General features: G+C 63.6%; 10 protein-coding genes. 3 read left to right on the top strand and 7 right to left on the bottom strand.

Annotated features, from left to right (window positions below; all coding sequences use genetic code 11):
* A partial coding sequence (locus ABSG20_RS18865) for a DEAD/DEAH box helicase (RefSeq protein WP_423866026.1) occupies positions 1-2,190 on the bottom strand: 2,190 nt, incomplete at its 3' end.
* A gap of 228 nt (positions 2,191-2,418) precedes the next feature.
* On the opposite strand from ABSG20_RS18865, the gene ABSG20_RS18870 reads away from it, so the two are divergent.
* Both ABSG20_RS18870 and ABSG20_RS18875 read left to right on the top strand, forming a co-directional pair.
* On the top strand, positions 2,419-3,687 hold the full coding sequence (locus ABSG20_RS18870; RefSeq protein ID WP_423866027.1) for a serine hydrolase domain-containing protein: 1,269 nt from the start codon (positions 2,419-2,421) through the stop codon (positions 3,685-3,687).
* 191 nt (positions 3,688-3,878) lie between these two features.
* Positions 3,879-4,604 carry a DUF7986 domain-containing protein gene (locus ABSG20_RS18875; protein ID WP_423866028.1) on the top strand — a complete coding sequence of 242 codons (726 nt, stop codon included), beginning with the start codon at positions 3,879-3,881 and terminating at the stop codon, positions 4,602-4,604.
* Positions 4,605-4,643: 39 nt separating this feature from the next.
* On the opposite strand, the gene ABSG20_RS18880 is transcribed toward ABSG20_RS18875, so the two are convergent.
* From ABSG20_RS18880 to ABSG20_RS18895, 4 genes are all read right to left on the bottom strand, one after another.
* Positions 4,644-5,069: a type II toxin-antitoxin system VapC family toxin gene (locus tag ABSG20_RS18880; protein WP_423866029.1), complete on the bottom strand. Its 426-nt coding sequence runs from the start codon at positions 5,067-5,069 to the stop codon at positions 4,644-4,646.
* Positions 5,069-5,326 carry a type II toxin-antitoxin system prevent-host-death family antitoxin gene (locus tag ABSG20_RS18885; RefSeq protein WP_423866030.1) on the bottom strand — a complete coding sequence of 86 codons (258 nt, stop codon included), beginning with the start codon at positions 5,324-5,326 and terminating at the stop codon, positions 5,069-5,071. The genes ABSG20_RS18880 and ABSG20_RS18885 overlap by 1 nt, the downstream gene beginning before the upstream one ends.
* A 217-nt stretch (positions 5,327-5,543) precedes the next feature.
* Complete coding sequence (locus ABSG20_RS18890; RefSeq protein WP_423866031.1) at positions 5,544-6,662, bottom strand: GumK N-terminal domain-containing glycosyltransferase; 1,119 nt, start codon at positions 6,660-6,662, stop codon at positions 5,544-5,546.
* Between the two features lie 191 nt (positions 6,663-6,853).
* Positions 6,854-8,110, bottom strand: a complete 1,257-nt coding sequence (locus ABSG20_RS18895) for an aminopeptidase (protein WP_423866032.1) — start codon at positions 8,108-8,110, stop codon at positions 6,854-6,856.
* Positions 8,111-8,337: 227 nt separating this feature from the next.
* Here ABSG20_RS18895 and ABSG20_RS18900 point away from each other — a divergent pair, with 227 nt between their 5' ends.
* Complete coding sequence (locus ABSG20_RS18900; RefSeq protein ID WP_423866033.1) at positions 8,338-9,588, top strand: multidrug effflux MFS transporter; 1,251 nt, start codon at positions 8,338-8,340, stop codon at positions 9,586-9,588.
* 119 nt (positions 9,589-9,707) lie between these two features.
* Here ABSG20_RS18900 and ABSG20_RS18905 read toward each other — a convergent pair whose 3' ends face one another.
* Positions 9,708-10,271 (bottom strand): helix-turn-helix transcriptional regulator, encoded by a 564-nt coding sequence (locus ABSG20_RS18905; protein WP_423866034.1) that lies wholly within the window; start codon positions 10,269-10,271, stop codon positions 9,708-9,710.
* Entirely contained in the window at positions 10,268-11,170 is a 903-nt protein-coding gene (locus tag ABSG20_RS18910; RefSeq protein ID WP_423866035.1) for a S1C family serine protease, read from the bottom strand. The genes ABSG20_RS18905 and ABSG20_RS18910 overlap by 4 nt, the downstream gene beginning before the upstream one ends.
* Positions 11,171-11,531 lie beyond the last annotated feature (361 nt).

Here is an 11,531-nt window from a genome sequence, read left to right on the forward strand (position 1 = left end):
ACCGCTATCCTCCTCGGCATAGGCACCGTCGCCGAGCCATTGCGTCGGGTGGTTGCAGATTTGCTTGAGGCGCATCAGCGACGAGAGCACCAGGCCGCGACGCGCGATGTCGTCACCGGACTCCCGCAGCTGCTTCTCCAGCTCGGCAACCGCGGCCAGGTACAGCACCGCCTGCTTCTTGGTCAGGTGGCAGAAGGCTTTGACTTCGGTCTTGTCGGGAAGATCCGCGATGATGCTGCTGTCGGTCTTGAGTCGGCGCAGCAAATAGGGCGCGACCAGTTTGCGCAGCGGCGCGTAGGAGACCGGCTCGCGCGCGGCGAGCTTCTTGACGAAATCGGCGAACGCCTTGGAGGAACCCAGGAGACCGGGATTGATGAAATCAAAGATCGACCACAAATCCCGCAAATTGTTCTCGACCGGTGTGCCGGTAAGCGCGATCCTGCAGCCGCAGCGCAACGCCTTGACGGCCCGGGTTTGTCTGGCGTTGGGGTTTTTTATGGCCTGGGCCTCGTCGAGCACGGCCAGTCGCCATTCTGTCCCGGTGAGCCAGTCGAGGCGCGACAGCGTCCCGTAGCTGGTGACGACGAGATCGATGTCTGTCAGGCTGTCCGGCGTTATCGCCTTCAGGCGATCGGACGCGGTGAAGGATGGATGCGCGACCAGAAGGCGCAACGAGGGCGCAAAACGCGCGGCTTCCGCCGCCCAGTTGGCGAGCAGCGAGGCGGGCGCGACCAGCACGCTCGGTGCGGACCGCGCTTGGCGCCGATCGAGCGTCAAGAGCAGGGCGAGAACCTGTATGGTCTTGCCCAGGCCCATGTCGTCGGCAAGGCAGGCGCCGAGGCCGAGCCGGGTGAGGAAGGCGAGCCAGCGCACCCCGATCTGCTGGTAGGGCCGCAAATCCGCCGTCAGTGCGCCGCCCGGATCGGCCGACGCGAGCGCCTCCGGGCCGCGGCATCCGGCCAGCGTCTCGGCAAGCCAGGCGCCGGCTTTGACCTGCCCCCACGGGGTCGCCTCCATCGCCGCGGGCGAATCGCCGATCTCGGCACCCGCCAGCATTCGCATGGCCTGCGCGAAGGGTACGCCCTGCTCGGCCGACAGCCGCTCGATCGCCTCGAATTTGTCGAGCGTTACCCTGAGCTTTGCCGGATCGACTTCGACCCATCTGCCGCGCAGCAAGGCGAGGCCATCTGTTGCCGCCAGCAGCCGCTCGATTTCCTCCGCGGTGAGAACCTCGCCGTCCAGGCTGACGTCGACGTGGAAATCCAAAAGCGAGTCCAGTCCGACCAACGAGGGAGCGTCCGACCCGACCGTCGCCTCGACCGAAGGACGACCTGGCCGGTTCATGCGCCAGGTCGCCGGCATTCGCACCACGAGGCCGCAGCGTTCGAACGTCTCGATGTCCCGCAGCAGGCGTATCGCGTCGCGCGGAGTCCAGCGCAGCGGGTGGAAAATCTCGCCGCTGTCGACGATTTCCTTGAGCCAGACGCAGCTTTCGCCGGCCAGCTGCAGGGGCTCCAACAATCTCAGGAGCTTCTCTTTGTCGTCGACCCCGGCGTATTCGCGCAGCGCCTGCCCGAGCGGCAGATGCCGCAGCGTGCCATGGGCGGCGAGCGACGAGGTGTAAGTCGCCATGAAGGCGAAGGGGCAGTCGGCATCGCCGCGGTTTTCCGCCAGGTTGAAATGCACGCGCCCGACCAGATGCCAGCGGCCGTCGCGGCTCCTGAGAAAATCCTGCAGCGACAGGCCGCTCTCGGAAAGCTCGACGCCGAGCGCGCGCTCCATGGACTGCCAGAATGTTTCCAGGACCTCGACACGGAGATATTCACCGCCGCGCATCGGCGGCGCGGCGTCGATCAGGGCGGCGAGTTCGCCGGACGCCGGCGCGGGGATTTTTTTCAGCTTCCCGGCCGACGCGGTTCCATCGAGCGCGCACAGCGTCGCGACGAAGCGCATCGCGAAGCCACGCCAGAATGCGAGCGCGGGCGGCAGGTGGCTATCTGCTTCGCCGGCACCCAGCTGCAGCAGTCCCTGGCCGCCATCGCGCCCGAAAGCCGCGGTGAGCCGCTGGGCCACGGCGGCGTCCAACGCGACATCCGCGTCCTGATCCACAAGGTGCAGCGCGCCATGCGGAGTCAGAACAAGCGTGAGCGATTGCGGCATCAGTGGGAGCGTGCGCTCGTCGGAATCCATGATCGCACGCCTATCACGCTGGGAAGCCATCGTCCCGTGCAAGTCAGCTCGCCGATGCCAACGGGAGCCATTTTCACACAGCTTGTTGAGCAAACGCGGATTTCAGGCGAGCCGCCAGTTGCCCCCCGGGGGGAAACGGTGAAGGATTTCATGCGGCGATGGAGCCTCGCGGGATATTTTCGGGTGAGATTTCGGAAGATCTGCCGGCAGGTTGCGAAAGTTAAGCGAATGACCTCTCAACCGACCCGACGCGAAGCGCTGCTGCAAACGGTGGCGCTCGCGGGCGCGAGCCTGTTGCCGGTTGGGACGTCTGCTGGCCTCGCCGCTCCGCTGCCCGCGCTTTCGCGCAGCGGTGAAATCGACGCAGGTTTGCAGGCCAGCGTCGATTCGGCCGAGGTGCCGGGCGTCGTCGCAATGGTCGCGACGGAAAAGTCGGTGCTGTACGAAGGCGCGTTCGGCGTCCGCGATTTGCGCTCCGTCTCGAAAATGTCGGCGGACACCGTCTTTCGCATCGCCTCGATGGTCAAGTTGCTGACGTCCGTTGCCGCCATGCAGCTCGTCGAGCGTGGCAGACTGAAACTGGACGAGCCCGCGGCAAAGATCGATCCGACGCTCGGGTCGCCCCAGGTTCTTGCCGGCTTCGATGCACGGGGTCTGCCGCAATTGCGTCCCGCGCGTCAACCCATCACCCTGCGCAATCTGTTGTCGCATACATCCGGGCTCAGCTACCAGCTCTGGGATGTGAACGTGGCCCGTTACATCAAGGTTGCCGGCAACAATCCGGCGCTGCCCCGGATGCCGCTGATGTTCGATCCGGGGGCCGGATGGGCCTATGGCGGCAGCCTCGACAGGGTCGGCCGGATGGTGGAAATCGTCAGCGGCAAGAGCCTGGATGGTTATTTTCGCGATCATATCCTTGATCCGCTTGGCATGAAGGACACCGCCTTCTCGCTCACCGGGGAACAGCGCGCGCGCCAGGCAGCTTTGCATCGCCGCGGGGCGGACGGCGCACTGGTAGCGCAACCGACGGCGAACCGAGCTGCTCCGAAAGTGTTTTCGGGCGGTGCAGGTATCTATTCCACCGCGCCGGACTACCTCACCTTGCTTCAGGCGCTCCTGAATGGCGGAAGACTTGCGGGAACAAGCGTGCTCCGGCCCGAGAGCATTACGCAAATGTCGACCAACCAGATCGGCGACATCGAGGCCGGGATACTGAAAACAACCAATCCGGCCCTGTCGAATGACGTCGATTTCTTTCCGGGCGTCCGTTTGCGATGGGGACTGGGGCACATGATCAACCTTGATCCGGTCCGGGACGGGCGCAGGGCAGGCAGCCTGACCTGGGCCGGACTTTTCAATACCTATTATTGGATCGATCCGACGTCGCGCATCGCCGGCGTCATCATGATGCAGATCCTGCCCTTTGCGGATCAACCGGCGCTCGACGTCTACCGCAAATTCGAGCGCGCCATCTACAGCTCCTTCAAGCCGGCCTGAAAGTCGGCCCGGCGTCGCGGCTGCTCCAGATCATCGTTGAACCGGGGTACCCTGCCGCCAACTCTCGCCGCGCAAAATGTTGATTGCGGGCTTTGCTCATCGCGCGAATCAGGTATGGGAATACAAGGCACGCGATGCATAGCTAGCTGTTGCGCGACCCGCGACAGCGTCTTCGAAGCATGGAGGTCGTCATGTTCGCCGCCATCGGGCTCCGGAAAGAAAATACCGTCGAACCGCGGGCGCCGTCGCCAAGCCGTCGCGAGGTGCTGGCGCGGTATCGCCACCTGCGCGAAATCAGCAAGCACCATCTGTCCGAGGCCATGAAATTCCTGTCCCCGGATACGGTCCTGCACCACGCGCGCCGGCTCGGCCTCTATGTTCGCAAGACCATCATCCTCGACAACCCGGACGAGATTACGATGGCCTACGATCTTGCGATTCACACCGCTCCCGACGGCCGTTCCCGGGCGATCGATCGTTACGCCAGATCGGCACGGTTTGCGCCCGGATCCGACGAGGCGCTGATGCTTGAGGCGATGCGCAAGGCGCGCTTCGCGGTCGTATCGGTGCAGCGGCGACACCCCTCCGCCGGGCTGATCGTCACCGACCTGTTTCGGAACGTCGAGCTCTGGCTGGTCGATCAGGGCCTGGAGATATCGCTGCCGGCTGGAACTGTATTTGCGACCCGGTATTATGCGCCCGAGCGTTTTGTCATGACGGCCGGCGTCGGCATGCCGGTCGATCGTGCCATGCTCACCAGCGCGGTCGAATCGATGCCGCAGTCGCTGCGCAAGTCGCAGGTCGAGACGGTCGAGGACCGGCGCTTCGCGGAAGCCGTCTATCGGGCCGCGATCGCGAGCGGGATCATGGAACGGGTCGCCTATCAAGACCCTGCCGACACCGGCGATGCCGCCTGAAGGCTCGCGTCGCGATCCAGCGTCGATTGGCGGTGCCTGCTATGACTTCCGGTTGGGCCGGCGACTGAACGGATCGAGGACGGCGACCCCGCAGGGCTCGAAATCCGATACGTTGCGCGTTACTATGGTGAGCCCGTGTTCGAGCGCCGTGGCCGCGATCATGAGATCGGCGCTGTCATTGCCGAGAGCGGCGCTCAGGGCGCCCCAACGTCGCGCAGTTCGCAGATCGAACGACACGACCCGCTCGCCGTAGAGGGTCAGGACCCGGTCCAGCCAGTCCGCAAGAGCGCCCGCAAAGCCTGGATCAGTGGTGCGCTGTCGCGCAATGCCGCGCTCTATCTCGCCAACGCTGATGACGCTGAGGAATAGATCGGCCGTTCGCTGCCGTTCGAACCACTTGACGACCCTCGGATCGCGCTCCCGCTTGCGCAGTTCGGACAGCGTGACGGTATCGATCAGGAACATCAGAGATCGAGCTCGCGTGTCCGCACATTGCGGCGCGGAAATTCGCCATTATCCTGCGGCATGGCGAGCAGCGCATCGGCAAAGGATGGTGCCTGCGCGCGTTCGAGGTGCCGCAAGCGCTCGTACTCCACAACGTCCACTACGACTACGGCGGGCTTGCCGTGCTTGGTGACCATCTGCGGCATGCGCCGCGCCGCCTCGACGACCTCGCTGAAGCGGTTCTTCGCATCCTGCACCGACCAACTGCGCTGGGCCATGCCCCGGTTTCTCGCTAGCTAGAATTTCTGGCCAGAATATGATGACAACCGGCCACGGTCAAGTCAGGACTTCCCCGCCGCGCGTCCCTGCTCGAAACGCAACCGGCAAACCGTCGATCGGCGCCCGACACGTGCGGCCAGCTTGGGCGCCCGACGGAGGAACTCTCGCAACAGGAGCCCGGCGGCCCAACAGCTGCGCTGCCGGTCGAGCCGCCGGTCACACCCTTGTATCTGGAAATCGTTCCGGGGCCAGAAAGCGATCCGTCACACTTTCCCAATCCAAAAATTCGGAGAAGTCCGGTCGAAACTTCGGCCTGGAAAGAGCCTGGGTGAGCGCGTCGAAAATGCTTGAGGAGTTGCCGGGATCGTAGCCAAATCTTCCGGATTTCTGCCCGCACGCAAAGAACGGGCAGACCGCGTTCAGTCCCACGAACTCATACTGAGCGAGCTTCAACGAGGTATCCGACAGATAATACGGCGCGCCTTTATTGGCGTATGGCGCAATTCCGACGGAGGCATGCTTGATGTACTTGATGGTATCGGCAAAGGGCATTTCCGGTTGGACCACGGCATTGGGCGCGGTCACTTTCGAACTGCGGCGGCCTCCGCCGATGATGTGAAATTTTACGTCGGGAAACTGGCGGCAGGCAACCTGGAAAAGGCTTTCGTCGAAAAGCGTCGAGCCCAGGCTTACGGCGTTGATCGGATCGGTGTAGGGCGAGGCCGTGTCGTTCAGAAACGGCCTTTGGTCGAAACCATGCGGGACATACACCAGTTTCAATCTCGGCGGCATCGCGCTGGCAAGAAGCCTGGAAGTCAGCACGGCATATTCGAATGAGGTTGCCGAGCGATCCAGGCAATGAACGAGATGGCTGGAGCAGCCGATGGTCTTTAAATCGTCCGAGGCAAGATAAATCATTCTTGCTGCCGGGTTGGCCAGCGCAACCTGTTCGGCCAGCAAAACCGACATTCCTGACTCGAAAATGATGGTGGTCGCGCTCCTGACCCAATCCCAGAATTGCGTGCGCGGTCGTTTGGCGTAGGCCTCGAACCAAAGCGCTTCGGGAAAAGCAAGCCAATCCAGTCCTGTCGAAAATGGATGAACCAGCGTGCGTTCCAGAAAACATCGCACACCATCGAGTTCGCCGACGATGTTTCCGTGGGCCCAGAGGTCCACCCGGGGATCCATCTTGGCGCGTGACACGTGGCTGAAGCCGATCGAATAAAAACAGACTTCGCCGTGCGGCACCAGAGATTGAGCGATGAAATGCACACTCGCTTTGCGTCTCGACCTGAAATCATGCCCCGAAATAATAAGAAAACGGTCGCCGGCCATAATTCCTGCCTTAAAAGAACGAAATGTGCCACGACCGAATTAACTCTAACAGAGTTAATCGTGGCGAAATTGTTTCTCAATTCCATATAATGATTTTGACTATAGTGGGTTTGAGACTTTTCTTTGTCATCAAACTCGCAACGGTGGTTAATAATGGCCGAATTCCATCGGCGGCCTTTCGGGTCAGGCTTTCAGGCCCACTCGCCGTTGCGGAACACCGGCACAAGCCTTCCGCCGGCGTCAATGCCGTCGATGTCGGTCTGGTCCGAACCGATCATCCAGTCGATATGGATGAAACTCTTGTTGCCGCCCTGGACCGCGATCTGCTCCGGCGTCAGCGTGGCGCCATCGACGAAGCATTTCGAATAGCATTGGCCGAGCGCGATATGGCAGGCGGCGTTCTCGTCGAACAGGGTGTTGAAGAATAACAGCCCGCTCTTCGAGATCGGCGAGGAATGCGGCACCAGCGCCACCTCGCCGAGCCGGCGCGCGCCTTCATCCGTATCCAGCACCTTGTTCAACACTTCCTCGCCGCGCCTGGCCCTGGCCTCGACGATGCGTCCTTGCTCGAACTTGACAGCGATGCCGTCGATCAGCGACCCCTGATAGGACAGCGGCTTGGTACTGACGACGTGACCGTCGACCCGCCTTGCATGCGGGGTGGTGAACACCTCCTCGGTCGGGATGTTGGCGTTGCAGGTAATCCCGTTCCTGGCGGTGGAGGCGCCGCCCTGCCATTCATGGCCGTCGGCGAGCCCGATGGTGAGATCGGTGCCGGGTCCGGAATAATGCAGCGCGCTGAAGCGCTGGCCGTTGAGCCATTCGGTGCGCTCGCGCAGCACCGCGTTGTGCTTGCCCCACGCCGCGATGGCATCGGCATGATCGACCCGCGAGGCCTTGAAGATCGCGTCCGCAAGTTTTGCCACCGCGACATCTTCCTCGTCCCCGGGGAAAACCTGCTTCGCCCATGACGCGCTCGGATAGGCGATGATGTTCCAGTTGACGTCGAAACCGGTGATCTTTTCCAGCGCCGGCCGATAGGCGATGGAATTGGCCTTGCTGGCGCGTGCGACCTTGGCCGGATCTTCGCCCGACAGCAGCATCGGATTGTCGCCGACAATGGCGAGCCGCGCGGTGTTGCCGGCAAAGGCCTTCGCCATCCCCTCATAGAGCCAGCCGGCGGCGCGGTCGAAGCTCAAGTCCTGACCAAACCGGTAGCGCGACAGTGTAACCGCTTCATCCGACAGCATCGGGGTCACGAGGCCTGCCCCGGCCCTGTAGGCATGCTCGGCGATCTTGCGCACCAGCGGCAGCGCCGCCGTCGGCGCGGTCAGGAGCAGATCCTGTCCCGGCTCCAGCTTAAGCCCGACCTTGATCGCCACTTCGGCGAGGCGGTCGAGTTTGACGGGGTCGATCGACGCCGAGATGTTGCGTTCGTGCACGGTCATGGTTGCAAGCCCTTGGTTGGCGGGTGATCTGTATAAAGGGCTTGTTGCGGCACAGATCAAGGTCGCGGCGATCCGATCGCCATGGGCGGCAGGTGCCGGCGTCCGCCGTGACCTTCCACGCCAGATACTCACGCGAGCCGCTTTACCAACTGGGCTGCCATCCCCAAACGCCGCTTGTGCAGCGCAGCATAACCGATAAAACGGGCTATCGCCGGAGGTTCGCTGACGTGACCGACATCGACGCCAACGCCTGGGTTTCGTCGACCCACCGCCCCATGGGCTTTGCCGAATTCGTCGTGGTCATTGCATCGATCATGGCCCTGAACCCGCTGGCGATGGACATGATGCTGCCGGCACTGCCGGACATCTCCTCGGCGTTCCATATCCTGACCGCCAATCGCCCGCAGGCGGTGCTGTCGACCTTCCTGATCGGCTTCGGCATCGGTCAATTCGTCATGGGACCGCTTTCGGACCGTTTCGGCCGCCGCCCGGTCCTGCTCGGCGGCATGAGCTTGTACTGCCTCGCCAGCGTGTTCGCGATCGCAGCCCCGTCATTCGAGACGTTGCTGCTGGCGCGAGCGCTGCAAGGCCTCGGCACCTCCGCGACCCGCGTGATCGCAACCTCGATTGTTCGCGACTGCTACGCCGGCCGCCGCATGGCCAGCGTGATGTCGCTGGCGATGATGGTCTTCATCAGTGTCCCCGTGATCGCGCCGTCGTTCGGACAGGCCGTGATGCTGCTGACCCAGTGGCGCGGCATCTTCATCGTCCTCACGCTCTATGGCGTGATGGCGCTGCTGTGGAGCGCGCTGCGGATGCCGGAAACCCTGCCGATGTCGGAGCGGAAGTCGCTCGCCATTGGCGAGGTGCTCGGCGCTTATCGCCAGACCGTGACCAACCGGCAGACCCTGGGTTATGCGCTGGCGGCCGGCGGGGTGATGGGATCGCTTTTTGCTTTCGTGTTTTCCTCGCAGCAGATCTTCACCGAAGTCTACGGGCTCGGGCACTATTTTCCGCTGGCCTTCGCGGCGATCGCGGGCGGAACCGCCGTCGCCGGCTTCCTCAACGCCAAGTTCGTCGGCCGTATCGGCATGCGCGCGATTTCGCATGGCGCCCTGGTCGGCTTCGTCGCCGCCGCGGGCATGATGTTTGTCGCGGCGAAAACCCAACTGCTGCCGCTGCCGCTGTTCATGGCGCTGGCGGCGCTGATGATGTTTGCGTTCGGGCTGATGATCGCCAATTTCACCGCGCTGGCGATGGAGCCGCAGGGCCATATTGCCGGCACCGCTTCGTCATTGTACGGCTCCATCACCACGCTGCTCGGCATTGGCATCGGAACCAGAATCGGCCAGGACTATGACGGCACGCTGCTGCCTTTCGCGACGGGATTTTTTCTCAGCACGCTGGCGGCCCTCGCGGTCGTGCTGGTGGTGGAGAAGGGACGGCTGTTCAAGCCGCACCGGATGGCAGGCCAATAGTATCGGGGGGGTTTGTTGCGCGACGCGGCACCGATGCCGGCGAGCAAACCGTCGACGTCGCCACGCAATCCGGAACTGCTGTTTGCCGTGATCGGCAGCGATCGCCAAGTGCGGTCCGCTCACAGATTGATCGTCTCGTAACGACGGCGTTCGGAGGCTTTGGCCACCGCCTCGGTCCTGGTGCGCGCGCCCAGTTTCCGGAACAGCGATTCAAGATGGAATTTCACGGTGTGCAGCGAGATGTTCAACCGGCGCGCAATGGCCTTGTTGGTCATGCCTTCCGCCAGCGCCGTCAGCACTTCGAGTTCGCGCGGTGTCAGCAGGGCATGACGATCGGGCTCACCTGCCGCGCCAAAGCCGGCCTCGATCGCGCCGGGCGAGCGCACGATCAGGCCGGCGGCTACCGCCCGTATCGCCGCATCGATCTGGCTGGCGCTGGCGTGGCGCGCGAGCCCGCCGGGCACATCATCGTCGGCGCCGCCGAGGGTGACGACCGGGCGGGTTTCACCCGGCCGGCGGTCGCCATCGCTCAGCACCACGTCGGCGCTGTCTTGCACCCCGACCACCAGATGCCCGGCCTCGGCAACAACCTTGCTCAGGGCGCTGCGGCGCGGCAGATCCTCCGCCCAGACCGCGACGCGCAGCCGTCCGGCGGGCGCCAGTTTGCCGGCCGTATCGCTCATGCGGCTGGCCGTTCGGCAATCGTTGTCTGCACCGTCACGACCTTACCGCTTCTGATGAGGCGAAGATCTGCCTTGCGCCCGATGCTGTCGGTACCGAAATGCCCCGCGATTTTCCGGAATCGGTGCGTCGATGTCCCGTCGACACTCAGGATGATATCGCCCGCCACGATCCCTGCCTGCGCCGCAGGGCCGTCCGCAACCACCGACATCACCATCAGGCCGCTGCACTGCTCGGCGCTCTCGCGCAACGCGTCGGGCACGGCGACGGCTTGCAAACCGACGCCGAGCCAGCCGCGTGCGATGCGGCCGTCCTTGAGCAGCAGCGGTACGATGCGTTCGATGGTTGCCGTCGGGATCGCGATCACCTGGCTGCGCGGCCCGAAGGTCGACATGCCGAGACAGCCGCCGGCGGCGTCGAATACCGGGCCGCCCTCCTCGCGGCGGGCAAGGCTGATATCGAGCACGATGCGCCGGTCGATGCGGCCGCCGCGGCTGGAATGCCATTCGGGGCCGGCGAGATTGACGAGCCCGAGCCGGGCGCTGGCGCCACCGGCGCCGTCGGCTCCGATCGCAAGCGCCAACGCACCGCTACGCGCCTCGCCCGCGGCGATCGATGGCGATGCGATCGGCGCGGCCAGCCGCAGCACAGCGATGTTGGTACTGGGATCGCGTCCGGCGGCCTTGGCAGCCACGACCGAGCCGCCGGCCGCGACCAGTTCGAAATCGTCTTGTCGCGGCAGCGACTGTTCGGAGGCGACCACCAGATCGGATCGCCAAACCATGCCGGTCAAATGCCGCCCGTGGGCAAGGCGGATCGCGATCACGGCGTTCTCAGCGGCTTCCGCTCGCGCAGCCAGCGCGTTCGAGAATTGGGCCAACAGGTCTGTGGGGTCGGTCACGGGCAACTCCTATCCATTCAAGATAGGAACGAAACTGGACTTTGCCCGCGGTCCAGACTATCGGCCAGACGGCCGGGTTGGCCCCGGCCATTTGACCAGGCTGCAAAAAGGCAATGCGCGATGCCGGGCGCCACTGTCAGTTCCAGAAGCTCCCGTTTGACCCCGGCGTTTCCCGGATATTATTATTTGATCGCCTTCAGAGAGACCGGCAATGGTTGAACCTTCATATTTCTCAAAAACTCCTCCCGGGGGAGGTGGGGTTCGGAGTCCTCGATCGGATAGCCGAAAGCGACCTGAGGAACGACACGCTTTGAGGAAGGAATCTTAACCTGTAGAAAGCCTGGTCCGGAGGTTGAAAATA

Origin of the sequence: Bradyrhizobium sp. (genome assembly GCF_049512235.1) — a bacterium.
In the GTDB taxonomy this organism is placed as follows: Bacteria; Pseudomonadota; Alphaproteobacteria; order Rhizobiales; family Xanthobacteraceae; genus Bradyrhizobium.